This window comes from Oscillospiraceae bacterium, assembly GCA_031265355.1.
Lineage (GTDB): Bacteria > Bacillota > Clostridia > Oscillospirales > UBA929 > JAIRTA01.
The window spans coordinates 58,382-85,203 of sequence record JAISCT010000060.1; the positions used below are offsets into that span (position 1 = coordinate 58,382).

Consider the following 26,822-nt stretch of genomic DNA (forward strand, 5'->3'; position numbering starts at 1 on the left):
AGATCATGCGCCGGCTCCTCCGACTGGTCGGACCTCTGACCGGATATATGCTGTTGGCCGTTGTGCTCGGCGCGCTGGGTCACGCCTGCGCCATCTTCATCCCGGTGCTCGGCGGGCACGCCCTGCTGCGCGCCGCCGCGCCGGCGGGGCTGCTCGCGGCGCTCCTCATTCTGGCCGCGGGCCGCGGGGTCTGCCGCTATGGCGAACAGCTCTTAAACCACTATATCGCGTTCAAACTGCTGGCCGTCCTCCGGGATCGGGTCTTCGCGGCGTTGCGCCGGCTCTGCCCGGCCAAACTGGAGACCCGGGGGCGCGGGGATCTGATCGCGCTGCTCACCGGCGACATCGAATTGCTGGAGGTGTTTTATGCCCACACGATCTCGCCCGTGGCCATCGCTGTCCTTGCGTCGCTGGGGATGGCGCTGTTTGTCGGATCTTTCCACCCGGTGCTCGGGTTGATCGCCGCCGCCGGCTACTTGACCGTGGGTGCACTCCTACCAGTGTTGACCGCTCGGGCGGCCCGGGCTGAGGCCGAACCGCTGCGGGACCAGGCCGGTGAATTTTCCAATTTTTACCTAGACAGTCTGCGCGGGCTGGCCGACCTCATGCAGCTTGGCCAGGGCTGCCGGCGGCAGGCGGAGATGGGCCGCATGACCGAAGAGATGGAGGCCGTCCAGGGTGCGCTCAGGCACCGCGAGAGCCGGACCGGGGCGCTCTCCGGCTTCGCCGTGACCGTCTTCTCCCTGTTCACGTTGTTCGCGGCCCGGCTGCTCGGGCCCGCGGCCGGGGTGGACGCCGCCGACGCCCTGCTTGCGACGCTCGCCGTGTTCTCTTCCTTCGGCCCCGTGCTGGCGCTGTCGAATCTCTCGGGCGCTCTGCCCGGCACCCTCGCGGCGGGCCGGCGCGTGCTGGCCCTGCTGGACGAGACGCCGGAGACGCCGGAGGTCCTGACGGGACCCACGCCGTCCTTCACGGGCGCGGAGAGCCGGGCCCTCTCCTTCTCTTACGACGCGCACGAGGTGCTGCGCGGGCTGTCGGTGCAGATCCAGCAGGGGACCGTCACAGGGATCGTGGGCCGGAGCGGGTCCGGGAAATCGACCTTTTTGAAGCTGCTCATGCGTTTCTGGCGCGCACCGGCGGGCACTCTCTTTTTGTCGGGCACCGCGCTTGACCGCATCCCAACGGCACATCTGCGGACGCTGGAGGGCTATGTGACCCAGGAGACCGATCTGTTTCACGACACAATCGAGGCCAACATCAAGTTGGGCCGGCCAGACGCCACGCGGGCGGAGGTGACGGCGGCGGCGCGCAAGGCGTCAGTGCACGACTTCATTGTCTCTCTGCCAAACGGGTACGACACACAGGTGGGGGAACTCGGCGGCACGCTTTCGGGCGGCGAGCGCCAGCGCATCGGGCTGGCCCGCGCCTTTTTGCACAACGCGCCGCTCTTGCTGCTTGACGAACCGACAAGCAACCTGGACAGCCTGAACGAGGGCGTCATCCTAAGAGCCCTGCGGGCGGAGTCCGCCGGTCGCACCGTCGTCCTCGTCTCGCACCGCCGCTCCACGATGGGCATTGCGGACACCGTCTATACCGTGGACGGCGGTACGATGCGCGACGCGTGATAAATATCCGGAGGGCCAGGGCGCATTTGATGCGCTCCGGCCCTCCGGTGTTCGTTCTTCTTTCTCTTCTTGCCGTCTCGTTCGGTACGACAAGCCGGCTCAAGACAAATCGAAGTCACTCGTGAGTTCTGTCTCTTTGCCGCTGATCGAGCTCCAGATGTTCTTCACCAGTGTCCCCAGTTGGCTGCGAAACGCCACGGCAAGCAGGACGACGATTGCCACAAGGATGATCACCGCGATGATCTCGGCGCCCCCGCGCTCTTCATGGATGAAGTTTTTGGTCTTTTGGAGCAGGGCGTCCTTCGTCCACTTCGCCCTCACCAAGACACCGTTTAAGAGGTTGTTCATGTTCCATGTCTCCTCCTTCTACAAATAGATGTGTCTCCAGAGGACCTCCCACGACGCCCCGTATGCGCCTATACTTTTGCGAGGTCCCCTGTATCAATTAAATGGCGGACCATTTAACCCCCGTCAAACGCACCAGAGACACCCAATGCACAAAAATACTACCAATTACCTACCCTTTTCCCCATTATTGCCCATTAAGACGGATAAATTATACAATAAAATTCGACGTCATGTCAATTGCCTGTTTTTGTCCTGTTTCTCGCTTTTCCCCATTTTTTGCACAAAAATGGCGCATTCCTGCGCCATTTTCCCCGTCAAGAGTGCAAATCGGAAGAGAACCAGCCCCAAAAAAATTTTTCCTCAGCCGCTTCGCCTTCCAATGTTGTGCATTTATTATAAAAATTTTCCACAAATTTGCAATATTCCCCGTCTATTGCGCTACACAGAGACGTGACACTCGAAGTGGTGAGCATCCAGAGGATATGGCCCCATTGCATTTTTTGACAATCCGATACTTAATCCGCATCTCCAGCACCTCAATTGTTTTCGCGCTCATTGATAAACGGGTGAACGCAGTTCACCTTCTATGTGTTGCGGGAACTGAAGGAACCCAGCCAACACCTCAATAATACACATAGGAGGCATCGGCGCTTGCCAAGTCCTCCACTGAAACCATAGCGGCTGCCGAGCCTTCTTTGACCTCGATGGTGGTTATGGGACAAAACGCAAAAGGAGCATTCCCAATCGCCTCCAAAGAAGCGGGAAGTCTGACGGATTCCAACGATTTATTGTTGGCAAACACCGCATCCCCCAACTCCTGCAGTGTCTCCGGTAATTCCACACGTTTTCTATGAAAATTTAGCACAATGTCAATCGTTCGGTTTTAGTCCCCCTTGTCTCTTTTCCTCCTTTTTTGCATAAAAACGGCGCATTTCTGCGCCATTTTCCTCAACAAGAGCACAAATCGGAAGAGAATCAGCATTTAAAATTTTTTCTCAGCCGCTAACGTTTCTGTAATTACACATTTATTGTAAATTATTTCCTTTTTATAATTCCTTATCAGCTGATATCCGCTCTGTCGAGGTAGAGGGCGCCGCGTTCGGCGATGAATTCTTTGCGGCCGGCCAGGTTGTCGCCGAGGAGCGTATCGAAATAGGCGGCCGTGCGGGCCGCGTCGTCTGGAAGCACCTGGATGAGCCGCCTTGTCTCCGGGTTCATCGTGGTCAGCCACATCATGTCCGGCTCGTTCTCGCCCAGCCCCTTCGAGCGCGCCACCACGGCGGACGCGCCGCCCAGCGCGCGCAGAACGTCGTCCTTTTCCCGGTCTGTGTAGGCAAACCAGGTCTTGTCCTTCGAACGGATCTCGTAGAGGGGACTCTCCGCAATGTAACACAGCCCCTCCTCGATGAGGGTCGGCGTCAGCCGATAGAGCATCGTCAGGATCAGTGTGCGGATCTGGTACCCGTCCACGTCGGCGTCGGTGCAGAGGATCACCTTGCTCCAGCGCAGCGCAGACAGATCAAAGGTGCTGAGCTCTCGGTGCCGAGCGGATACCTCCACCCCGCAGCCCAGCACCTTGATGAGGTCGGTGATGATGTCGTTTTTGAAGATCTTTCCGTACTCTGCCTTTAGACAGTTTAAAATCTTGCCCCGCACCGGGATGATCGCCTGAAACTCCGCGTCGCGCGCCAGCTTGCAGGCCCCCAGCGCGCTGTCCCCCTCTACGATGTAGATCTCCCGCCGCTCCACGTCCTTTGTGCGGCAGTCGACAAATTTTTGCACGCGCGAGGTGATGTCCACCCCGCCGGTCAACTTCTTTTTGATGCCGAGACGGGTCTTTTCCGCCGTCTCCCGGCTGCGCTTGTTGATCAGTACCTGCTCGACAATGCGGTCCGCCTCCGCCCGGTTTTCGATGCAATAGACCTCAAACTGCGCCTTCAAAAAGTCCGTCATGGCCTCTTGTACGAACTTGTTCGTGATGGCCTTCTTGGTCTGGTTCTCGTAGGATGTCGCCGTGGAAAAGTTGTTTGACACAAAGATCAGACAGTCGGCAATGTCGGCAAAGGTGATCTTCGCCTCGCCTTTTTGGTACTTCCCGCTCGCGCGGCAGCAGGCGTCCAGCGCCGACACCAATGCCGAGCGGGTCGCCTTGTCCGGGCTGCCGCCATGCTGGAGAAACGAGGAGTTGTGGTAGTGCTCAATGAGATTCACTCGGTTAGAGAAGCAGAAGGCTACCGAGAGCCGCACCTTGTACTCCGGCTTGTCGGCCCTGTCCCGCCCCCGCCGCTCGGCCTTCCACAGCCGCGGTTCCGTCAGCGCGTCCTCGCCCGCGAACTCACGGACATAGTCCATGATCCCTTCCGTGTAGCAGAAGTCGTAGGACTGTACGCCCGCTCCCGTCTCGTAACGCAATCGGAAGGTGACGCCGGCGTTTACGACGGCCTGGCGTTTTAAAATGTCGATGAAGAATTCGATCGGGATGTTGATGTCGGTGAATACGTCCCGGTCGGGCCGCCAGCGGATGCGAGATCCGGTCTTCCGCCGGGTCGTCGGCTCCTTCGAAAGCCCTCCGATGTTCTCGCCGCGCTCAAAGTGCAGGCGGTACTCGTGCCCGTCTCGGCACACCCAGACATCCATATATTCGGAGGCATACTGGGTGGCACAGGCGCCCAGCCCATTCAGCCCCAGGGAGAATTCGTAGTTTTCGTCCTCGTTGTTGTGATACTTGCCGCCGGCGTACAGCTCACAAAAGACAAGCTCCCAGTTGTAACGGTCCTCCGTCTGGTTGAAATCCACCGGGCAGCCGCGTCCGAAGTCCTCCACCTCGATGGACATGTCGGCAAACCGCGTGATCGCGATGAGACTCCCGTGCCCCTCGCGCGCCTCGTCGATGGCGTTCGAGAGGATCTCAAACACCGCGTGTTCACAGCCCTCAAGCCCGTCCGAACCAAAGATGACTCCCGGCCGGCGGCGCACGCGGTCGGCGCCTTTGAGGGCGGAGATACTCTCGTTTCCGTAATTGGCTCTGCTTCTCATATTCACAGAAGTTCCCCCACGCGGTAAGAGAGTGTCAGGAGACTGTCGGCAAAGTTGACGTTTTCTACCACGGCGCCCTCCAGGGCGAGGTGCAGGTCGGCGCCCGTGAAGTTCCAAAATCCCCGCACCGAGAGGCGAGCCAACCGCTCCGCCATCGCGGGGGCCGTCTCGCGCGGCAGCGTGAGCACGGCGATGTCCGGCCGCCGCCGCTCCACAAAGGCGTCTAGCCGTTCGATTGCCTGCACGGTGAACCCGCCCACCGAGGAGCCCGCCACATTCGGATTGTTGTCGAAGATCCCGATGAGGCGGATGCCCGCCCAGGAAAAGTCAAAGTTGTTGCACAGCGCGCGCCCCATGTTGCCCACGCCGATTAAAATGGCCGCGAGCCCCCGGCGCACCCCCAGAATGCCGCCGATCTCCCGCAGCAAAATCTCCACATTGTAGCCGTACCCCTGCTGGCCAAATCCGCCAAAGCAGTTGAGATCCTGCCGGATCTGCGAGGCGGTGAGTCCCAGCCGATCGGCCAGTTTTTGCGAGGAGATGCGGTGCACATCCTCCTGAAGCATCTCGTGCAAGTGGCGGTAATAGCGCGACAGCCGCCGCACCACCGCTTGGGACACATTGCCCCCGTTGGACAGTTTTGACATGCGCAATCCTCCTTCTTCGCCGGCCGCCGCGTCACCGGGACAGCGCGTCCACGGTCTTCATCACATAGTCGGCGAACTGCTCACAAGTGGCGCCGGTGTCCCGCCCGGTGACCGTGAGCGTCTTTTCTTCATATAGGCACCGATCGAGGGCGCGCGCCAGCAACCCCGCGGCGTCCGCCCGCCCGATGTGCTCCAACAACATCACCGCGGCCCGCAGCATAGAGGAGGGGTCGGCGTACTGCGCGCGCCCCTCGGCCACCATGCGGGGCGCCGATCCGTGAATCGCTTCGAACATCGCATAGCGCTTGCCGATGTTGGCGCTGCCCGCGGTGCCCACACCACCCTGGAATTCGGCGGCCTCGTCGGTGAGAATGTCCCCGTACAGATTTGGAAGTACCATTATTTGGAAATCTTGCCGTCGCTTGACATCGACAAGTTTGGCCGTCATGATATCGATGTACCAGTCGTCAAACCGGATCTCCGGATATTCCTGCGCGATGCGCGCAGCGATCCGCAAAAATTTCCCATCGGTCGTCTTGATGACGTTTGCCTTGGTCACCGCCGTCACACGCGTACGGCCGGTGCGGCGGGCCGTCTCGAAGGCCAGGCGCACGATGCGCTCGGTGCCGCCCGTCGTCGTCACGGTGAAATCGACGGCGAGGTCGTCGTCCACGTCGACGCCCAGGCTGCCTACCGCGTAGGCGCCCTCGGTGTTCTCGCGGAAAAACAGCCAATCGATCCCCGCGGCGGGCACTTTGACCGGGCGTACGTTGGCGAACAGATCCAGCTCCTTGCGCATGGCCACGTTGGCGCTCTCGATATTGGGCCACGGGTCGCCCGCGCGCGGGGTCGTCGTCGGCCCTTTGAGGATGACGTGACACCGCTTCAGCGCGGCCAGCACATCGTCGGGGATAGCCTTCCCGCAGGCGGCGCGGTTCTCGATGGTCAGCCCTTCGATGTCCTCAAAGCGCACGCGCCCGACAGCCGTCTCGCTCCGCAGCAAGTAGGTGAGTACGCGCCGCGCCGCGGCCGTGATAGCGGGCCCGATGCCGTCGCCGCCGCACACGCCGATCACCAGTTCCGGCAGCGCGCCGTAATCCACAAAATCGCCTGCAGCGGCCATGGCCTCAATCCGCCGGCGCTGCCGCCGGATCACTTCCTCAAACCGCGCGACGGCGTGCCCCCAATTGTTCTCCACAAAGCGCCCCCCTATCCCCAGTGTTGTCCTCCGCCTGTGCCGATATATACCCTTTTGTCAAGATACTCTGTTATTATAATGCGAAACAGGCGCCATTGTCAAATCTATCTCACATGTCGCGTTTTGTTTGCTCCGACCGGCCGCGTGTAGCCCAATTTTTTCCATTTCCCCGTCTTTTCGCCGGTTTGACGGCAAGGGGAGACAAAAGGGCCAGTCGTCCGTGACCCCGTCGGCCCGTTTGTTTTGACCGTCGCCCCGAAACAGGCTATTCTGCTGTGCTCCTGTCTCGATACTCTATTCTGTGCCCGTTGCGGTTGGCAGTCAGCTTGCCTGTGTCTGTCATCCGCTTTAAGATGTTGTAGCTCTGCGTTGCTCCAAGCCCAAGGTCTTGCCCCAACGACTTTGCCGTTGCGTATCCATCGCGCTTAATCAGCGCCATAACGGTTCGCTCTTGCTCACTTGGCGGCGCGTTTACGGCTTCATATCGCGTGTTTGGCAAGACGAGCATAAAGCTGGTGTCAGTGACGTTAATTTCAGGTTTCCTTTTACAGTCGGCATAGTCACCCATAATACGGACAATACCTGTACCATAAGCTTCAACCAATTCCAGTCGATAGAAAATGTTAGCAAGCCCTTCGTTACGCGTATGTGACACGCCGGACAGTATCGCGTCAAGCGAGATGCCGGGCGCGAGGCCACCAACGGACAAAAACTCCATGCGGTCATCATACACGTTGACAAATGAGCTCGCCGACAGCGCATATTCGCGATGAACAAGCATATTCAGCACAGCCTCACGGATGGCGTCAATCGGATAATCCCGCCGCTCAACGCGCCTTACCATGCCGATTTTTGCCTGCACAAGGTTGAAATAGTCAACGTATTCGATAACGTCGTACAACTGCTGTATCAGCGAACCACCAAACTCTTTACGGCTTTTGAATATGGATTTGCTTGTCCCCTCGAATACAGCAACTTTCACCGTGTGCTGACATTGTTCAGAAAGAAGCAAGCCGAGATTCGTGTATATGCCATTTTCGCCGATAATGCCAAGACTTTGTTGTTGCGGCAGCTCAAAGGCAAATTTCTTATCAGAGAATTCCTCTGCTGTCCGAGTAAAGGTAAGCTCCTGAATAAGAGAACGAGCGGTAAGGTAACGTTCACCGTCCGCGTCCCTGATCATCCGCCGAATATGTTCATCGGTGGCGGGGACAGTCGCACTTCCCACACGCACGAATACGCCGGAGGGCTTCAACCCGCGTTCAGCGAGATAATAGGGTGCATAAACTCCGCGTTCAATCGTGACCACAACGACATTTTTGCCGTCATACCCGGCAATATCAACTTGCATAAAGTGCGTGATATCAGGCTTGACAGAGTTGCGAATGCTGTCACCGACCTGTCGGGCCGTAAAGTCAGGGTCGTCCAAACCTACAATCGCACTGTCATTGTCTATACCGACATATATTTTGCCGCCGCCTGTGTTGGCAAAAGCGACAGCCGTGCGTTTAATCTCGTCCGTGAACTGTGATTTCAGTTCACAAGTGACACTTTCTGCAAATTTCATAACCGGCCTCCACCATTAAGTCTTTACCATTATAACACCAAAATTTCGGTGTGTCAAACGAACTTTTAATAATTTTCAGTTTCATTCTGTGAAAGTTTCGAAATCAGAAGGACAGTTAGAAAACGGAGATGGTCAGAGGAAAAATTTCAGAGGAAATTCAGAAAGCTCTTGACAAACGTGGATTACAAGTATAGTATTGACATAAGAGCATTTTTTCGGACGAGCGGACGACCACTTCACGGCGGCAATCCCTGCACAGTGTTGGTGATTCTACACCTCGTATGATCTTCGCTTGCCGCAAATGTTCTTCGGTCTGCAACACGCCGTGTAAGCGGCCGTGTTTACGTCGGACACAGCAGTGTAAGTTGTCGATTTTACTCGACGTTACAGGTTTTCGAATGAGAGAAGGAGAAGATCTTATGAACTCGCAAATTTCAGACGCCGAGCTTGAGGTGATGAAATTTCTTTGGGCATGCGAAACGGCGACCAGTCCGCAAATCGTTACATCTTTATTGAATAGAACAAAATGGAAACCGAAAACGATCCATACGCTGATATCACGACTGGTCACTAAGGGTGCGATCTTCGCAGACAAATCGAATCCAAAAATGTTTCTTTATCGAGCAGCTGTCAGTCAAGCGCAGTATCGTTTGACTGAAAATCAATCCTTTTTGAGCCGAGTATACGACGGCTCCATGAAAATGATGCTCACGGCATTTATTAAAGAGCAAATTCTTACTGACGAAGAACGAGCGGACCTAAGAGCTTTGATTGAAAGAGATGATAAATCGTGAATGCAGTCTTCGAATCCGTTTTCATCTCGTCACTATATGGTGGGATTGTCGGTGTTATTCTCCTTTTCTTCAAACGCTTGCTTTCTTGTAAGATCAGCGCATGGTGGCAGCTTGCACTTTGGGCGGTTTTGATGGTTAAACTACTGATTCCCTCTGGCCCTTCAAGCGAGTTAAGCCTTTTTAATCTATTGCCAAGGAATGTCTCTGAAGCAACGGATGCACATTCACCCGAAGATCCGATTTTTTCAAAAGACATCGTTTTCGATCTTATATCGCCTGACGACAAACTGGCAAGAGCAGCTGCAAATGAAAAAGCGATCTCCGCATCTGACATTCCTTCCCTTTCATCGCAGTTACCATCCAAGACTTCAATTGCTCCATTTGCGATTCTTTCTTATATGTGGTTAAGCGGTGTCTGTATATTGTTGGTTTGGTTCCTGTTTTGTTCTTTGTTTCTTTGGCGAAAAATCAACATGTCAAGTCTATCCGTAAATAGCCGCATCATGGATATATATCAACAGTGCACTGATGTTATGGGGCTCCGACACATACCTCGTGTCATTTTACAAGAGGCCGTCAAAACACCTTCGTTATTTGCTTTACCGAGTCCTATAATCCTTCTGAATGGGCGCATAAACGATATGGATGACGTGTCGATAGGCTACATCTTATTGCATGAGCTTTCTCATTATAAGCGCCGTGACTTTATATTCAATATATTGCTTGTCATTATGCAGTCTATGCATTGGTTCAACCCGATTATTTGGTACTGTTTTGCAAGAATCCGAGAAGATATAGAACAGGCAAATGATGAAGCAGTTCTGCGATATATCCCATCTGCGGAGCATATGCGTTACGCTGGAGCGTTAGTGTCTGTTCTTGAAAAAGTATCACCTCTGCCATTACCCCTTTTAAGTGCGGCAAGAAACAAGAAAAATCTTGAGAGGAGAATCAACATGATCAAGTTGAATGGAGCTCATGCCCAAAAAAAATGGATTATCTCTGCCTTATGTATTGTTTTGATTCTTGCATTGAGTACGTTATTGCTGACCAGCGCTATAGCTGAGGCGGAAAATAATACGGTCAATTTAGATGGAGCGCTAGTTGCTGATACATTGGCAGATACAGGTGTTCTTATTGATATTGGCGGCGATGCAAATGAAGATGATACTGCTCCTCAACCAGAAGAACACAAGGACTCTACACAAGAGGAAAACGAATATCTATGGCCTGTAATGACGGACTATCAGAATGTTATTGATGATGGATTTGGTCTAGCAGGAGAAAACCTCAGAAATTTTGCAATATACGATGATAAAGGGGTGTTTCAGGGTTATAATGCAGAGGTGTTTCCAAGTGGTTATCCTGACCGCAACGATGAGCTTTTTAAAGATCTGCAAGATGATGCGTATTTTCAAATATTCCCCAACGATGGCAGCCGTGATGGCGCCGCTCGTTTCCAATATTTCCACAACGGGGTAGATATCCACGCACCAATAGGAGCGCCAATCGTAGCTGTGGACGCGGGTGTTGTTGTTGAAATAAACGAAAACAATAGCGATTATGGTTTTATACGATTGGATCACGGAGATGGATGGTGTACTGAATATTCAAATATTTGTTATGCAAAAGGAATGACAACTGGCAATACCATAAACAAAGGTGAAATCATCGGATATTTTCTCGGTTATGAACTTGAAACTCTAAAGGTAGACAGAGAATTTCACTTCAGCACAAGTCGATATGGCGAGTATATAAATCCAATGACTAAATTAAAAATATGCCGATTGCTAGGGACAACTGCTAACGGAACAAATGTAACATTTTCATTTGAAGTTGAGCCCACAACCGGAAATGTCACGGAAATATATGATGTTAGGGTACTGGATACGGGTGAAGAGATAAAAGATCCAGATTTGCTCTTTGAAATTTTTGAATATAATAATCTCTTTGCTTCCTCTTACTTGGAATGGGTAGCTACACAATTTGTCCACCCAGATTCTCGGAAAATTCCAGAAAATTACTCCACGTAGCTGTAGGAGACAACGGCGAGCACAAGCAGATCTTGGAGCTGCAGTAGGCGGGACAGAGAACAGCGAGGTAGTCAACTAGCTGATATGATAGAACGGGACTTGGAGCCAGGAGAAGGGCGCGACAGTAAGTTCTTCACAAGGCCCTCATAGACACGTTTGGCGTTGCGGTGGTGGTCCAATGGTACTGGGTACACAAAAAGTAGAATGTCCTGGTCCTGGCGTACCTGCCAAAATCAGAACAGAGCAATGTGTCGTTGGTACTCTTCCATGGCCTCTATCCGAAGGCGGCAGCCATCCTGCTGGAAGGATTGGAGGAAACACTGACCGTCCATCAGTTGAAAGTTCCGGACCTGCTGAGGAAGACGCTTTGTAACACCAACGTCTTGGAATCTGCGAACTCCTCTTGCCAGGGCGTCCTGCGTTGAGTAAGCAATTTCAGAGACAGAGAGATGGCACTTCGCCACGCAGCAGCCGGATTCTTGCAAGCCGAACAAGGCTTCCGACGGATAAGCAGGCTATAAGAAAACTGGGGTTCTTGGAAGCCAAATTGTCCACCTTTGCAATACCTGCCCACGTTCTTATATCGCAAAGGCACAAAACCATCAAAACAGACGCGAACAGCGATATTTCGATCCAGAATTGTCAAGCGGATTTTCCTCAAATAAGAAGTCTGCTTAAAGCAGACTTCTTATTTGAAATGATGAGCTCCAAGTGTCGTAAGAAAATCGAATTCGAAAAAAAGCTCCGACATTGCTCGAGATTACATGTACAGATTGATAACATCATCATCCTTCGACATTGCTCCCAAAGGCTCCCGAACTGAAACCGAAGTTTGGGAGCCTTTGGAAGCAAATCCATATTATTATAGAGATCCCAAGGCGACTCTACCTTACTGGCAATCAGACAATGAGAATCGCAAAATCATTGCTGACATGACATGTATCGCGTCTCTCAATATTCAACTTCCAAATAAGGTCTGAGACTCGTAGTGGTGTGATCAGAAGAATAAAAAGTATTTCTAGCCCCGGCATTCGAAGCGTGCTTTAACATGAAACCATGGTTGGTACTTGAACTTTGATACCAACCCTTGACTGTGTTAAAAAGGGCTGAATTGTTATACGATGCGTAGTCAAGCCAAGCGTTGTTGAAACCTGGACTTCCAGAAGAGATTGATGAGGATGGCACTGATGGTTGATTCGAAAATGTGATAGTAGAACTACTCCAAGTACTTGGGACTTTGTACAACTGTAGCGTTGGAGCGTATTGGCTTCCAGAGACCACATATATGGAAAATCTTACCTCTTGAAGATTGGATGCGGTGACCAAGCCTGAACTAAGTCCCGGCAAAACGAGGGCTTTCCAATACGCACGATGTTCCACTACTGCAGAGCCCGCCGGTGATGCCCCCCAGCCTGCCGCAAGCCAGGTGTCTGTGTGAGAGTGAGCCGTGGATTGGTTGCTATAAACAAAGTTATCAGAATGGTTCGCCGCATTTGTCCCAGAAGATATCCAAGGGTCAATCACAACCGGCCATACACGCTCCGGTGCGTTTAACCAAGCCATATTTGGCGTGAAAGTAATAATACACTGGTTGTCGTTCTGCTCTACAGTGATGTCAAAGTCAAAGGACACTTCAGTCACAGCGTCATACATATTAGGGGAACCAATTACAATAATAGTTTCTCCAGTTTCATCCAGCAAAAGAACACTGTTGTTTTCCTGCAAAACTGCATTTAATCCCGCTGTATCCATGACCATGCTGTATGATATAAAGTCACCGCGATAGTCTAGCTCAATTTCTTCTTTGAGCTGTCCAGGCGATACCCAATAACGCAATGTTGTACCGTCTCCTAGCGCTTCCGGATATTCAACTACTGAACTCAATTCCGTGATATTAAAAATACTCAACCGATTGACTTCATTGATTTGCGCGTTCACGTTGTCAACCTGTGATTGCATATCTGACGACCAATCCGATACTTCTAGGTTTTCTTGTGTAGCTCTTTTCAGTTCCAATACAGATTCTATGGCGGCTTGTCTTTCCTCGGATGTCACTTGATTTTTTCCAGTCGATGATTCAGCACTCGATTTTACTTGCGCCTGTACTGACTCTACAAGGTTATCAATCGTCCAACTTACAACATATTGCTCAGTATCGATTCGCACCAATCCATCACTTTGAGCAGATACCGTATCCGCCGCCAAGAAAATGTTTTCATCGGGAGGCACAATCCAGTTGCCCTCTTGTGCAAGAGGATAATCGGCGTCTACCCATTGCCCTTCATCCGATTCCATATGCACGGCATGGGGATAGGCAATAGCCACATAGCTACCTTCGTCGCTGATGAAATGTTTTTCGGCTACATCCCTTCTTTCGACAACCTCATCCAAAATCACCGACCTCAAAACAGGCTGAGGATTGGTGTTTTCAAGATTGACAAAGTCGGCAGCGAAAGAAAAAGCAGAAGTTGCAATCATCAAAAATGATAAGCACAGAAGCAACGCGATGTTCTTGCTCCGGTTGTTGAGGATTTTCTTCAGCAGATGTTTCATTTCAAATATTTCCTTTCAAAATATATTTTTTAATGTGAAGTCTCCATGATGAAACGCTGAGATTGCTTAGGATTCGCAAGTGCAAAACATTCCCAAAGGCATCCAGGATAGGTTTGCGCCTAGTTTTTGCTGAGATAGCCCGCCGATGTCCCTGTCATGCGTTAGGCACACCTTTTTGTACACATAAGCACCCTCCTACAATAGTAATTTTCGTAGTGTTCGATTTACGCAGGTTGTTCCGCCGTCTTACAGTGAGTTCGCGTGTACCCCAGGAGACGGAAACGCCAAGCTGTTGGCCATGTCAGCCGTCACCGAACTTACCTCCGCCGGAAAGGTTCTGATGACAATCAAGGCCGAGATGATCTGCCTGGCAAAACTGTTACCAGAATATGACGCCGTATTGGCCATGTACGGCATCGCGAGATTACGGGAGCGCAGCTCATGGCAGAGCTTAGTGATGTGTGGCGTTTTTACAATTGCCGTCCCATTGTCGCCTCCTTCACTATATTTTTGGAAGTTGCTTGTTCAATTGGCCATAGACTTAGCCGCTGCTTCTGTCCGCCCGACTGATGAATCGGAACATTGAGACTACAGTTGTAAAAATCTATCGCAAGGCAGGACTATGCTTGTAATCCACGAGTTCTTAATAAGATTACATCAGTAATCTTATTTTGTCAAGAGTTATTTCAGATGTTTTGAAATAACTTCAATTTTTCCTGAATATTCCGTCATTTTTTCTTGGTATTTTATGTAAAATTCACTAAGATTTTGTATATTTAGATTTTGCATTCATTTTATCACCCTATTTTTACAGCGCTAAAGACATCCTCACTTGACAGAGCCCAAATCCCAAAAGTATTTTTGTCTCCTGCAAATATTAACCATCGTCATCCTACACTTTTTATGACGATAGGAGCCCACTTCCCAAAACGCTTGACGCTGCATCCGGCAGGCATGATTAGCATCTTTCATCTGTCCATTGAATTCCTGTGTTGGGCGTCGTATAATGGGGAAGGTGCAATACAGTGCTGGGGGCGTCGTCTCCGGCCGGAGAAAAGGGGAAGCGGAATACATGGTGGGAACATTGGCCAATGCGGCTACGGTGCTCGTGGGCGGTCTTGTCGGGCTGCTTTTCCGCGGGCGGCTGCCCGAGACCGTCGCGAAAAGCTTGGAGAAAGCCCTGGGGCTCTGCGTCTGCATCATCGGCATCTCCGGCGCTCTGCAGGGGGACGCCATGCTGCTCGTCGTCTCCCTCGCGCTGGGCACCCTCGCCGGGGAGGCTCTCGGCATCGACAAGAGGCTGAACCGACTGGGGGAGACCCTTCAGAAGCTGCTCACAAAAGACGGCGGCGACGGTGTCGCACGGGGTTTCGTCGACGCGACCCTCCTGTTTTGTGTCGGGACCATGTCCATCGTGGGCTCCTTCGAGAGCGGCCTGCGGGGCGACCATAGCATCATCTTCACCAAAGCGGTGCTGGACGGGATCTCCTCCGTCGTGCTGGCCTCCACGCTGGGGGCGGGCGTGCTGCTCTCCGCCGCCGTGATCCTCCTCTACCAGGGCGGCCTCGTGCTGTTCGCCGGCGCCCTGCAGGGCGTCCTCACCCCGGCACTCATCACACAGTTCTCCGCCGCGGGCAGCGTGATGATCCTGGGTATCGGCTGCAACATGGCCCTTGGCGCGCGCTGTCGCGTCGCCAACATGCTTCCCGGCCTGCTGGTCGCCGTCGGGTACTACTGCCTGTTTTTGATTTGATGTCAGTGTGAGACCCCGAAAAAGCGCCCCCTGTCTCGGAAGACAGGGGGCTTTTATCTCATGCGGCGTCCGTGTCCGGCGGCGCGGGGCGCGCCGGGCGGCGCTTGCTCAGTATCACGATGACGACCACGGCGGCGGCCAGCAGCCCCGCGAGCACCCCGGCGACGAGCGGCCACGGCCCGGCGTCCGTGTCCGGCGGTGCGGCAAGCGGGGCCGCGGCGTCCACCGCCGTCTCCGTCTCCGCGAGAGCCGCGAAAACCTCCGGATCAATGTCGAGAACGAGCGTGGATGAAACCGGATCGTTTGCGACGGCGCCCGTCTCGTCCGTGCGGACCCGCAGGATCTGCTCCAGCCGGATCTGACAGGGCTCGACCCCCTCGTAGCGCAGACCGATCCGGCAGAGCGTCCGATCCCCGCTGATGTCGTTGACGCCGTCCTTCACATAGAGGCCCACCAAGTGAGAGATCGAACCCGGCTCCGCCCCGTCACGGCCCCGGTGGTAGACACCGCCGAGGTCCTCGGCAAAGGTGATGTCCAGATTCTCCTCCGCCAGCGGCCGGATGAAGAGATCGGTTCGGTCACTGCTCACAAAGGCAAATTCGATCGCCGAACAGGGCTCATATGGGCCGACGGCGGACACCGTCAGTGTAAAGTCCGCGCCGGTTTCATTGACAACGGCATCCGAGATGACCGCCCGCAGGGCCTCGTTCTCCGCGGCTGCGGCCGCAAGTGCTGAGTGTTGAGTGCTGAGTGCTGAGTGCTCGCCCTGTGCGGCGGCGGCCGCACAGGGCGCCGGCGTACAGGCCAGCCAGACCGCCCAGAGCGCCAGCGCGGCACACATACATCGGTTTCGCTTCACATCATTCACCCGCCTATCGTTTCCACAGCCATACAGGGTTCAAGTGTCAAAAGCCGCGGCAGGCGGCGCGGACACCCGCGCCGCCTGTCAACGGCCGCTTTTATCAGTTGCTATCCGTTTACTGACAACTGTTTGTTACGCGAACGCGGCCTGCTGGACCGCGTTCACCAGCGTCATGACGTCGGTGATGTTGACCACTCCGTCGCTGTTCACATCGGCGGCGGAGGCCGTGTTCCAGTTGGGGTCTGTGTACACCGCGCCGTAGTAGTACAGGGCCAGTGAGAGGTCGGCGGCGTCCACATGTCCGTCACGGTTCACGTCCAGCGGATTGCCGGCCGCGTAGTTGAGCGGCGCCAAGACCGTGTCGCGCAGCGTGCGCAGCTCGACGGCGGCGCCGCGGGCATAGGCGCGCAGAGACCGCAGCGAAAGGGCCGCGGCGTCTGGCGTCCGGCCGTCCCGCACGATGAGGCGGGCGGTCACGATGTCTTCGAAATCGTCGAAGCTGATGATGCCGGTGTTCGCCACGCCGAGCACGACGCTGATGAGGCCCTTCTCCTCATTGACAACCACGGAGGCGACCTCATAGCCGGTGGGGACAACGGCGGCGGATGCTTTGAATACGGCCGGGTCGTAGGCGAACACGGCCTCTACCGTGTTGACCCTGTCGGCCGCATAGATCAAGGCGGAGAGGCTGAAGTCGATCGGGCCGGGCATTGTCTGCGGCGCCGAGACGACGTTCAGCTTCGCCACGTTGCGGAAGGTGCCCGCCGGCTGCTGGTACTCATAGGCGCCGATGTCTGGCAGGTAGTCCCGCGCCGCGCCGCGCTGGTCGAGCGCCGGGGCCGCGTCGAGATCGCCCTTGTCGATGGCCGGCGAATCGGCCACGTCGAGCAGCGCAAAGTTGGGCGTCAGGCCGCCGTTCAGCGCCAGCTCCGTGGCGAGCCAGGCGGCATCGTTCTCGCCGGTGAATACGTTATGTCCGCTGTCGGGCGCGGCGCGGAAGATCTCCTGTGCCTCCCCCACAGCCGTGTTGCCGGAGAAGATGGCGTTGCGAACCGTGGCTTGCGAGGCGGCGCTGGTCGAGGTGTTCGCGTAACCGCCGCCCTGGCCGCCCGCCGTGTTGCCGACGAAGGTGACGTTGACGATCTCGCCGGCCGCCGCCGAGTTGACCGCGCCGCCATCATGCCCCGCCGCGTTGCCAACGAAGGTGGCGTTGCGGATCGTCAGCCTGCCGCCGCTGCCGCTGTCGAGCAGCACAGCGCCGCCGTCGCCGTTGGCCGCGGTGGCGCTGTTGCCAATAAAGGTAGCGTTTTCGATCGTGAGCGTCCCGATGAATACGCCGATCGCGCCGCCGCCGTAGCGCACGTCGCTCGTCAGGTTCCGAAAGACGGTGTTGCGGATCGTTACGTTGTTCGGGACTCGCACGCTGCCCTCACGGGTGTTCGCGAACCGCAGCGCCGTCTTCGGGCGATCCTCGGCGCCATTGATGCTGTAGCCCTGACCGTCGAGCGTCAGATCTTTCGACGAGTAAGTCGCCGAGGAAATCGCGTCGATGTCGTTGGCCAGTACGATGACGGCGCCCGCGGGCGCCTCCCGCAGCGCCGTGTCCAGCTCCTCGCCGGTCGTGACGACAATCGGATCCTCCGGGGCCGCCAGCACGACCATCGGCGCCGCGCTCACTAGCAGCGCGACCGCCAGCGCCAGCGCCAGCAATGTCCTCCACTGTTTTGCTGTTCTAACTTTTGGGGCACAGGAATTTTGCATGTTTCTTTCCTCCTTCAGTAGTTTGTTCCGTGTTAGTTAGTAATTTCTAACTAGCGGCATCATAACACAGATCGCAGAAAAATGCAATAGATTTTCAGAAATTTTTCGAGGCAGCGCCGAAAATTTTTGTCTGCCTGGAGCGCCGCCCGCATAAGATAGCGGAGAAGAACCGCCGCCGCAAGGCGGTGTGAGGAGGGATCCGTCATGCGGAAATGGAAGGTTTGGCTGTGTCTTTTCGGGCTGATGCTGGGCGTGGCCGGCACAACCCCCGGAGCGGCCGCCGCGCCGGGGACGCCCTCTGTGAGCGCGCCCGCCGCCCTTTTGATGGAAAAGGAAACCGGGCAGATTCTCTTTACCAAGGAACCTGACACGCCGCGCGCGCCGGCCAGCGTCACCAAGGTCATGACGCTGCTGCTCGCGATGGAGGCGCTGGAGCGGGGCGCGCTACGGCCGGATGAGTTTGTGACCGTCAGCCGGAGGGCGCAGAGCATGGGCGGGTCGCAGGTCTTCCTCGCCGAGGGGGAGCGGTACACGGTGGACGATCTACTCAAGTCCATCGTCATCGCCTCCGGCAATGACGCCGCCGTGGCGCTGGCCGAGCACATGGCCGGCTCCGAGGAAGTCTTTGTGGCGCGGATGAACGAGCGGGCGGCGCAACTCGGCATGACCGGCACGGTGTTTCTCGACTGCACAGGCCTCATGGGCGGCGGGCATGTCTCCACCGCGCGGGACATCGCCCTCATGTCGCGCGCGCTGCTGGCGCATCCGCAGATCCGATCCTATACGACTGTCTGGACGGACAGCCTCCGGGACGGCTCTTTTGTCCTCAACAACACGAACCGGCTCATCCGCACCTACCCCGGCGCGACGGGTCTGAAGACGGGCAGCACCTCTCTGGCGCGGTTCTGCCTGTCCGCAACGGCGGAACGAAACGGCATGGAACTCATCGCTGTCATTCTGGGTGCGGACACCTCGGAGCAGCGCTTCGGGGACGCATGCACCCTGCTGGACTTCGGCTTTGCCCACTACGCCCTGGCCGCCGCCTTCCCGGACGAGGTACTGCAGCCCATACCGGTGCTTCTCGGGCGGCAGTCCGAGGTACAGCCGCGCCTCCTGTCCGACACACGCGTGCTGGTGGAGAAGGCACAGCTGGACGCGTTGCGCCGGGACGTGGACCTGACGGCGGACGTGCGGGCGCCGGTACAGGCCGGCCAAAAGCTCGGCGTACTGCGCGTCTGCCTCGGAGATAGGACACTGACCACCGTCGACATTGTGGCCGCCGAGTCCGTCGCACGCCTCACCTGGCTTGACCTCGTCGCCCAAATGGGCCGCGTCGTGTACCGCTGAACCCCGCGGCGGCGGCGAACATGGTCATTATTTGCAATTTTGGCCGACATGCGGCGGCGCACGGAGCATTTCTCTCCTTGTGCGGCAGATTTTGTCTCATTTGGAGGACAATTTTTGTGTGCTTGCCGGACCAAAAACGAGGGGATTCTTTTAAGTTTTTCCTGCATTTTACGATATATATAGTGTACGGATACAAGAACACCACGCGGGCACGGGCCGGCGCGGCCGACAAAGGAGGCATGCTCTATGGCCATTTCTCCTCTGAGCAATCAGATCCGACTCACCGGTCTGTCCTCTGGACTGGACACGGACCAGCTGATCACAGATCTGACACGCATCCAACGGATGAAATACGACCGGATGTACCAATCTAAGACCCAAGCCGAGTGGAAACGCGACGCCTACACCGATGTCAACAACGCGCTGCGAAAATTCCGCGACGAATACGCCAGTTTTCTCTCGTCGAAAAACAATCTGTTGAGCGCCGGCGCCTACAAGAGTTACCAAGTCGACCTGGCAAGCAATCCGTACCTCAGCGTCACGACCACGACCAACGCCCGGGACGGCGCCTTTTCCGTGGAGGTCCTCCAACTGGCCCACGGCGACAGACTGACAAGCGCGTCGGCGGTGGCGGGCGGGAACGGCTTCTCGGCCGCCGCCGTGGCGAACACGGCCGTCGAATCGCTCACCTTCGAAAGCGGACAAGCGCTAAGCGGCGACATCACCTTCACCGTCAACGGCCGCGACTTTTCATTTCGTTCGACCGATTCCCTGAAGACGATCATGGACACCGTGAACGCCAGCGACGCCGGCGTCACGATGCGCTACTCGCAGATCACCGACACCTTCACGTTGGAGGCAAAGGGATCGAACGCCCTCACGGTGGCGGATGGGACCGGCGGCTTTTTGGCCGCTGTCGGCCTGGACGGCGGCGCCGGTTCCACACACGAGGCGGCCCAGAAGGCGCAGATCAAGATAAACGGCGTCTTTCTGGAGCGCGACAGCAACGAGTTTGAACTCGACGGAATCTCTCTCAAACTGACGGGCGTCACCGACAACGCGCTGAACTTCAGTGTGAAGCGCGACGTACAGGGCGTGGTCGACAAGATCAAGAGCTTTGCCGAGGCCTACAACACGCTGATGGACACGTTGTATGGAAAGCTGACCGAAAAGAAAAACTATGGCTACAAACCGCTCACCGCCGAACAGCGCGACGCGCTCAAGGAGTCCGAAGCAGCGCTGTGGGACGAGAAGGCCAAGAGCGGTCTGCTGCACAGCGACCAGTCGCTGCAGACTCTGGCTGACAGCCTGCGCACAGCCTTCACCTCGGCGGTCGGCGACCTCGGTGGACTCTCCACCATTGGGCTGTCCAGCTCCGGCTATCGTTACCAGCAGGCCTCCCATCTTGAGATCGACGAGGACAAGCTTCGCGACGCGCTGGAGACGGACGTCGACAAAGTGTACCAGCTCTTTGCCGCGCGCACAGAGAACGGCGGGCAGATCGACACAGCCGGGTCCGGCTTTATGGTGCGCGTCGTGGACGCCATCGACCGGTTCACCTCGGAGACGACGGAGGTCAGCCTCAAGTCGCTGAGCCGCACGATCTCCGACTGGGAGGACAAGATGACGGCCGAAGACACGCGTCTCTACAACTTACAGGAGAGTTACTACAAAAAATTCGCTGCCATGGAGGCCGCGCTCGCGCAAATGCAGAGCCAGTCGAACGCCTTGTCCGGCCTCTTTACCTCTGTCTAGTAACCTGCGCAACTTGCTATCTGTCCATGTGGAGGAATCACAATGGCGGCTTATGCCAACCAACAGACAAAAGCCAATCTTTATCGTCAACAACACGCCATGACGGCCGGCCCCGGCGAATTGACGCTCATGCTCTACGACGGCTGCCTCAAAAATATCAAGCGGATGCAGCTCCATCTCCGGGACCGCGACGTGGAGAAGGCCAACGAGGCCTCTCTCAAGGCCCAAGCCATTCTCAGCGAGCTGATGCGCACGCTGGACATGCAGTATGAAGTTTCGCAGGGTCTGTACCCACTGTACGAATACATGCTGCGCGAACTGGTCACGGCCAATGTGAAAAAAGACATCGGTCAGACGGATGTCGTCCTTGAACTGCTGGGAGATCTGCGCGACACCTGGCAGCAGGCCGTCCGCCTCAACCGGCAGCAAATGATGGGAACGGGAGGATCCATATGAAAATAGTCACTGCGATGACAAGTTTTAAGCCGCTCCTAGCCGAGAAACAGGAGCACCTGGAGGCCATTTTGGAGATTACGTTCCACCAGGCGGACGTACTGGAGCGCGACGACGTGGACGAACTGCTCCACAGCCTCGACGAACGCCAGGCCCACGTGGATGCGATCAACGCGCTTGAGGAGGCGATGCCCGACCGTACACTCTTGCTGCAGGATCACGAATTCGTGCAGATGGCGATCTCATGCAACCAGCTGCTGGAGCGCATCCAACGGCAGGACTGTCTCAACCAGCAAAAGGCGTCCGACCGGCTCGTCTTCTTGAAGCGTCAAACGCGCCGGGTGTCACAGGGCCGCCGCACCGCGCGGTATGACCCCGTTTCCACCGGCGCCGGCGCCACCTATTTTGACCACCGCCGCTGAGCGGCGTGTGACTGATATCGCTGCCGGCTGTCTGTTTCAGCCCCCTGTTCTCCGGCCTGTCCGGAGGCAGGGGGTTTTCGCGGCGGGCCGCACTTTGACAAACGCCCGCACATGCGGTATGATGAAGTATCTAATGTGGGTTGCACCTGCAACCCACAACCCAAATTCTTGTTTTTTGTTGCCGCTTCGCGGCAACAAGGTACCAACACACAGAACCGGGGTGACTCTATGCGCATTGTGTTCGGCGCGGACCACGCGGCGGCGGCGCTGAAGCGTGAGATCATAGACCACGTGGCGGCACAGGGCCACGAAGTGACGGACATCGGAGGCGAGGGCGACGACTACCCCGTCACCGCACAGGCGGCGGCGCGGGCGGTGACGGGTGGGCGTTTTGACCGCGGGGTGCTGTTTTGCGGCACGGGGCAGGGCATGATGCTGGCGGCCAACAAGGTGCGCGGCGTCCGTTGCGCCGTCTGTAGCGACCCCTACTCCGCCCTGATGGCACGCCGCCACAACGACGCCAACATGCTGGCGCTGGGTGCACGCGTGCTGGGCGCGGAACTCGCGAAGATGCTGGTGGATCTGTTTTTGTCCACCGATTTCGAGGGTGGACGGCACCAGCGGCGGGTGTCTCTGATCGAGGAGACCGAGCGCGGGCACGCGGAGGGCGACGCATGAGATGGTTTGAACGTTTTTGTCTCCGTTACGAGCGCTTCGGTCTGCGCAGGCTCACAACCGTCATCGCGCTGGGGCAGTGCCTCGTCGGGTTCATGATCCTCTTTTTGGGGCCCGCCGTGTCCGACCTGCTCATCTTTCACCCCGCCTCTTTCCTGGCGGGCGGGTGGTGGCGCCTTGTGACCTTCTTGTTTGTCCCTTACAGCGGAGGCGCCCTGACGATGCTGCTCTCGGCATACTTCCTGTTTTGGATCGGTCAGCATCTGGAGATGGAGTGGGGCGCCATGAAGCTGACGGTCTACTATTTTGCCGGCATTTTGATGGCGCTCGTATACAGCCTGCTGACAGGCGCGCCCGCCACGACATTTTTTCTCAACATGTCTCTCTTCTTCGCACTGGCCACCCTTCACCCAGACCAGTCCCTCCTCCTGTTCTTTATAATCCCGGTTCGGTTCAAGTACGTGGCGCTGGCGGAGGCGGCTGTCTTCATCCTCTGGCCGATGCTGCGCATCCCCTTTACGCTGGCCAATCTGCTGCCGCTCACCGCCATTGCGAACTATCTGCTGTTTTTTGCCCCCACCCTTTTCAAGTTGGTGCGCCGGCCCCTGCGGACGAGCCGCCGAACCGTGGCGTTTAAGTCCGAGGTGCGCCGCACCAAGGAGCGCCGGGGGTATATCCACAAATGCGCCGTCTGCGGTATCACCGACGCGGAGGCCCCCGATCGGGAATTTCGCTACTGCTCCCTCTGCGCCGGCTACAAATGTTACTGCTCCGAACACATCTTCAACCACGTCCACACGACGATACAGTGACCTTTTGACACATGAACCATCTATGTGAAAAGTCCCTCGACGGCGACGTTCGATCGCAAAGGGGCTCGCACATTTTTTAGATTTGTTCATTACTTGTTCACTGTCGATTATTATTTGCCGCCTTTTAAGTTGCCGTCGTGCATATCGCCGTATAGGTCAGCTTCCCGCCGATTCGCTCAGACTTCATAAGGTCAAGCTTACCAACCGTTTCCCCGAACGGTTTTATTGTCCATGGCGTTACGTCTGTTATAACCTCACGCCCAAGCGTTATATGCGGGCTATACTTGCGATTTTCGAGCATGAATCCCGCTTTACGCAGATTGTCGCTTAGGGCCTGTTGAATCGCTGACAACTGCGGCGTTGCCCTGCAGCCCGCCCACCACAAGTCGCCGCGAAAGTTCCCGATTCGTTCTATGGTCACGTCAAACGGCTCGAAGTTCACGGCGTTCATCGCCGACTTTGCGGCAACAAGCTGTTTTTTATCACACTCGCCGAGGAATGCCAGCGTCAGGTGCAAATTCTCCGGCAAGCTGAAATGGCCGCGCGGTGACTTGGCCTTAAGCTCATCGCGTAGCGCAAGCAAACCGCCTCTGGTATTGTCATTGAAGTTGATTGCCACGAAAAGCCGCATACTCATACCTCGTCTTTCTCCAGATACTCGCTTAGCTTCACTGTCGGTTTAGGCAAGTAAAAAGTCGCCATTTGGCGACTTTTTACTGAAATCTTGTGGTGAGTAGGGGTTCAAAATTTTGATTCCCTACATTCGGGCATTTCATCCACATGTGCGGTGATTTCAGACAGACGTCTTACCCAATCTTTTCCGCAAATCTGTGGAGCACAGCCGCGACTTGCGCCCTTGTCGCGTCGCCCCGCGGGTCGATGACAAGCTGCGTGCTGCTCACCCCGCCCAGGATCTCCAATTTGTAGAGCACCTGCACCGCCTCTTTGGCGTAGTCGGCAATGTGGTTTTCATCCGCAAAGAGAATATACTGCTCTGTGACGGGAAGATTGATTTCCGCCACATTCATGTAGCGCTGCAAAATAGCCGCCATCTGCTCGCGGGAGACGTTGTCGTCAGCCCCAAAGAGTTCGTCCCCGTAACCGTTCACAATGCCGTTTGACGACGCCCACACAACCGCATTGGCGTAATAGGCGCCGCTGGCCACATCTCGGAACGGACTGGCGGCTTCCCCCACGCTCGGTTCGCCGTGCAGACGGTATAATACCGTCACAAACATACCGCGCGTCATGGGAGTGTTGGGGCTGAACGCGGTCGCGCTCGTGCCGTTGAACAATTCGTTTTCGTAGGCATAGACTACGTCGCCGTAGAACCAGTCGCTCTTTTCTACGTCGTCAAACGGCACCTCGTCGAAAGCGCCGCCGTCATACACAAGCGTACCGCCAAACACCGTGGCTAGCACCTTTGTCTGATCAATGCGGAGTGGGTTGATTTTCAGAATGTCCTGGTCAATGACGATAAAATCGGCGTCTTTGCCCACCTTGATGGAACCAAACCGATCTTCGGCAAAGAGTTGGTAGGCCACATTGATTGAATAGGCCTCCACCGCCTGCTTCACGGAAATCCGCTCGGCAGGATTTAAGAGCCAAGCGGGGTCGTTGATGTCCGTGATGTCGTCCACCCCATAATACTCCGGATTGTTCAGATTTCGGGTAACCGAGGCCTCTATGGCCCAGAAGGGGTCGTTGACCGGCGACACGGGATAGTCCCCGGAGAATGTCACCACCACACCGCTATCGATCAGGCTTTTGACCGGATACTCTTTGTAGGCTCTGTCTTCGCCCAAAGCCACCTTGTCCACATACTCGTACCACTCCGGCTCCTTTAAATGCCAGAAGGGCTGGGTGGAACCGATAACGTGGAGCTGCCCCATCCTGGCCTTGTCGGCATCTTTCACCACCTGCAAATGGGTGATGGTGTTGCGCGCGTCCACGCTCGGATTTTGCTCCTGCGCGTACGCCATCGCGTCCAGGGTCTGCGTCGTGGCCTCGTCGCCTATGGCGTGGACGTGAATCTGACCGCCGTTTTTCATCAGGGTGTCAAAATAGCGCTTCAGGGACGCCAAGTCCCAAAGGGGCACGGAGACAAAATCGGACGCCAATCCGGCGGCCGGAGCATACGGCGCCCCCAAATACGCCGTCATACCCTCCACGACGCCGTCCTCGAAGAATTTGCCGGTGGTGACTGCTATCAAGTCGCTGTCCTTCGCGGCCTCCCGCGCGTCGAGAAACACTTTCAGGTCGTCCTCAAACTTGTTTCCGGGCGAGAAACGGGTGGCGAGGTTGGCGTGCATATGCCAGTCTCCGTCCTTTTCCATCTGGAGCATGTAGTCCACATAGTCCGGAGAGGGAAGGATCATATTGCCCTGGGTATACCCCCACTGAATCATGCTGTCTTGATAGGACGCAAGGCCTCTGCGCTGCTGTTCGGCACTGAACTGCTGAGACATGCCTATTAAGCTGGAGGCGTCCGTCAGCGTACCCCAGAGCGCGCCGTCCGGCCCCTTCTGCACCTTCCCCGTCGGGTGCGTCGTGTCCTTCGTGATTCCGTTCATTTCCAGCGCTTTGCTGTTGAGCCATCGGCTGTGGCCGTCGTTGGATGTAAGAATGACGGGTTTATCCGAACAAATCTCATCCAGCCATTCTTTTTTGGGTCCCCGGCCCTCGGCCTCTTCCCCGCCGATGCCCATCGTAAAACCGCCTCCCCAATAGGCGTCAAGCTCCGGATTGGCCTCAATGTAAGCGCGGATGTCCGCGAGGGTCTGCTCCTTCGTGATGGAGGTATAAAGATAGATGTTATACATCTCTGTCAGGGCCGTGCCCGGCGGATGCACGTGGCCGTCGCCCAGACCCGGAAGAACGACTTTCCCGCGCATGTCCCGTACCTGCGTGTCCTCTCCTATGTACGCCTGCACGCCTTCGTCACTGCCGACGTATAGGAACTTCCCATCCGCTCCGACCGCAAGGCTTTGCTGCGGCGCGACATCCCAATTTGTGCCCTCCACTGTATAGACGACGGCGTTTTTCAGCACCAAGACAGCCGTCTCCGCCGCCAGCGCGCCCGCGCCGCAAAAGGGCAGCACAAGTGCTGCGGCGAGGAGCAAAGAAATAAGGGGTTTCCGGTTGCGCTTCACGTAGTTTTTCATCCAATTCAAACCTCCAA

General features: G+C 56.1%; 22 protein-coding genes. 11 read left to right on the forward strand and 11 right to left on the reverse strand.

The genetic code is table 11. The features are described from left to right. Positions 1-5: 5 nt before the first annotated feature. Positions 6-1,625, forward strand: a complete 1,620-nt coding sequence (locus tag LBK75_09170; GenBank protein MDR1158451.1) for an ABC transporter ATP-binding protein/permease — start codon at positions 6-8, stop codon at positions 1,623-1,625. Positions 1,626-1,724: 99 nt separating this feature from the next. On the opposite strand, the gene LBK75_09175 is transcribed toward LBK75_09170, so the two are convergent. The 6 genes from LBK75_09175 to LBK75_09200 all read right to left on the reverse strand — a co-directional run bounded on the left by LBK75_09175 (position 1,725) and on the right by LBK75_09200 (position 8,421). Next, complete coding sequence (locus LBK75_09175) at positions 1,725-1,973, reverse strand: hypothetical protein (GenBank protein MDR1158452.1); 249 nt, start codon at positions 1,971-1,973, stop codon at positions 1,725-1,727. Between the two features lie 622 nt (positions 1,974-2,595). Further along, the gene (locus LBK75_09180) at positions 2,596-2,838 is read right to left on the reverse strand and encodes a leucine-rich repeat domain-containing protein (GenBank protein MDR1158453.1); all 243 of its coding nucleotides are present in this window, start codon (positions 2,836-2,838) and stop codon (positions 2,596-2,598) included. Positions 2,839-3,032: 194 nt separating this feature from the next. Further along, positions 3,033-5,009 (reverse strand): DNA topoisomerase, encoded by a 1,977-nt coding sequence (locus LBK75_09185; GenBank protein MDR1158454.1) that lies wholly within the window; start codon positions 5,007-5,009, stop codon positions 3,033-3,035. A 2-nt stretch (positions 5,010-5,011) separates the two neighbouring features. Next, positions 5,012-5,656: a redox-sensing transcriptional repressor Rex gene (locus LBK75_09190; protein MDR1158455.1), complete on the reverse strand. Its 645-nt coding sequence runs from the start codon at positions 5,654-5,656 to the stop codon at positions 5,012-5,014. 31 nt (positions 5,657-5,687) lie between these two features. Then, positions 5,688-6,854 carry an isocitrate/isopropylmalate dehydrogenase family protein gene (locus LBK75_09195; protein MDR1158456.1) on the reverse strand — a complete coding sequence of 389 codons (1,167 nt, stop codon included), beginning with the start codon at positions 6,852-6,854 and terminating at the stop codon, positions 5,688-5,690. A 265-nt stretch (positions 6,855-7,119) separates the two neighbouring features. After that, positions 7,120-8,421: a putative DNA binding domain-containing protein gene (locus tag LBK75_09200; protein ID MDR1158457.1), complete on the reverse strand. Its 1,302-nt coding sequence runs from the start codon at positions 8,419-8,421 to the stop codon at positions 7,120-7,122. 419 nt (positions 8,422-8,840) lie between these two features. Here LBK75_09200 and LBK75_09205 point away from each other — a divergent pair, with 419 nt between their 5' ends. Beyond that, complete coding sequence (locus LBK75_09205) at positions 8,841-9,215, forward strand: BlaI/MecI/CopY family transcriptional regulator (protein MDR1158458.1); 375 nt, start codon at positions 8,841-8,843, stop codon at positions 9,213-9,215. Beyond that, positions 9,212-11,248, forward strand: a complete 2,037-nt coding sequence (locus LBK75_09210; protein ID MDR1158459.1) for a peptidoglycan DD-metalloendopeptidase family protein — start codon at positions 9,212-9,214, stop codon at positions 11,246-11,248. The genes LBK75_09205 and LBK75_09210 overlap by 4 nt, the downstream gene beginning before the upstream one ends. 951 nt (positions 11,249-12,199) lie before the next feature. Here LBK75_09210 and LBK75_09215 read toward each other — a convergent pair. After that, a complete protein-coding gene (locus LBK75_09215) occupies positions 12,200-13,801 on the reverse strand; it encodes a DNRLRE domain-containing protein (protein ID MDR1158460.1) in 1,602 nt (533 codons plus the stop codon). A gap of 298 nt (positions 13,802-14,099) precedes the next feature. On the opposite strand from LBK75_09215, the gene LBK75_09220 reads away from it, so the two are divergent. Together LBK75_09220 and LBK75_09225 are read left to right on the forward strand one after the other, a co-directional pair. Continuing rightward, complete coding sequence (locus tag LBK75_09220; GenBank protein ID MDR1158461.1) at positions 14,100-14,387, forward strand: hypothetical protein; 288 nt, start codon at positions 14,100-14,102, stop codon at positions 14,385-14,387. Between the two features lie 486 nt (positions 14,388-14,873). Continuing rightward, on the forward strand, positions 14,874-15,554 hold the full coding sequence (locus tag LBK75_09225; GenBank protein MDR1158462.1) for a DUF554 domain-containing protein: 681 nt from the start codon (positions 14,874-14,876) through the stop codon (positions 15,552-15,554). Between the two features lie 58 nt (positions 15,555-15,612). Here the strand turns inward: LBK75_09225 and LBK75_09230 are convergent, their stop codons facing one another. Beyond that, positions 15,613-16,413, reverse strand: a complete 801-nt coding sequence (locus tag LBK75_09230) for a hypothetical protein (protein MDR1158463.1) — start codon at positions 16,411-16,413, stop codon at positions 15,613-15,615. A gap of 135 nt (positions 16,414-16,548) precedes the next feature. Continuing rightward, positions 16,549-18,177 (reverse strand): dockerin type I repeat-containing protein, encoded by a 1,629-nt coding sequence (locus LBK75_09235; protein ID MDR1158464.1) that lies wholly within the window; start codon positions 18,175-18,177, stop codon positions 16,549-16,551. A gap of 204 nt (positions 18,178-18,381) precedes the next feature. Here LBK75_09235 and LBK75_09240 point away from each other — a divergent pair, with 204 nt between their 5' ends. The 6 genes from LBK75_09240 (at position 18,382) to LBK75_09265 (ending at position 23,641) form a co-directional block, all read left to right on the forward strand. Then, positions 18,382-19,524 carry a D-alanyl-D-alanine carboxypeptidase gene (locus tag LBK75_09240; GenBank protein ID MDR1158465.1) on the forward strand — a complete coding sequence of 381 codons (1,143 nt, stop codon included), beginning with the start codon at positions 18,382-18,384 and terminating at the stop codon, positions 19,522-19,524. Between the two features lie 246 nt (positions 19,525-19,770). Then, positions 19,771-21,279: a flagellar filament capping protein FliD gene (gene fliD, locus LBK75_09245; protein MDR1158466.1), complete on the forward strand. Its 1,509-nt coding sequence runs from the start codon at positions 19,771-19,773 to the stop codon at positions 21,277-21,279. A gap of 42 nt (positions 21,280-21,321) precedes the next feature. After that, the gene (gene fliS / locus LBK75_09250) at positions 21,322-21,735 is read left to right on the forward strand and encodes a flagellar export chaperone FliS (protein MDR1158467.1); all 414 of its coding nucleotides are present in this window, start codon (positions 21,322-21,324) and stop codon (positions 21,733-21,735) included. Further along, complete coding sequence (locus LBK75_09255) at positions 21,732-22,154, forward strand: flagellar protein FlgN (protein ID MDR1158468.1); 423 nt, start codon at positions 21,732-21,734, stop codon at positions 22,152-22,154. The genes fliS and LBK75_09255 overlap by 4 nt, the downstream gene beginning before the upstream one ends. Positions 22,155-22,382: 228 nt before the next feature. Continuing rightward, a complete protein-coding gene (rpiB, locus tag LBK75_09260) occupies positions 22,383-22,832 on the forward strand; it encodes a ribose 5-phosphate isomerase B (GenBank protein ID MDR1158469.1) in 450 nt (149 codons plus the stop codon). Further along, positions 22,829-23,641, forward strand: coding sequence for a rhomboid family intramembrane serine protease (locus LBK75_09265; protein ID MDR1158470.1), 813 nt, complete (start codon positions 22,829-22,831; stop codon positions 23,639-23,641). The genes rpiB and LBK75_09265 overlap by 4 nt, the downstream gene beginning before the upstream one ends. 124 nt (positions 23,642-23,765) lie before the next feature. On the opposite strand, the gene thpR is transcribed toward LBK75_09265, so the two are convergent. Together thpR and LBK75_09275 are read right to left on the reverse strand one after the other, a co-directional pair. After that, the gene (thpR, locus tag LBK75_09270; GenBank protein MDR1158471.1) at positions 23,766-24,272 is read right to left on the reverse strand and encodes an RNA 2',3'-cyclic phosphodiesterase; all 507 of its coding nucleotides are present in this window, start codon (positions 24,270-24,272) and stop codon (positions 23,766-23,768) included. 175 nt (positions 24,273-24,447) lie between these two features. Then, on the reverse strand, positions 24,448-26,805 hold the full coding sequence (locus LBK75_09275; GenBank protein MDR1158472.1) for an amidohydrolase family protein: 2,358 nt from the start codon (positions 26,803-26,805) through the stop codon (positions 24,448-24,450). Positions 26,806-26,822 lie beyond the last annotated feature (17 nt).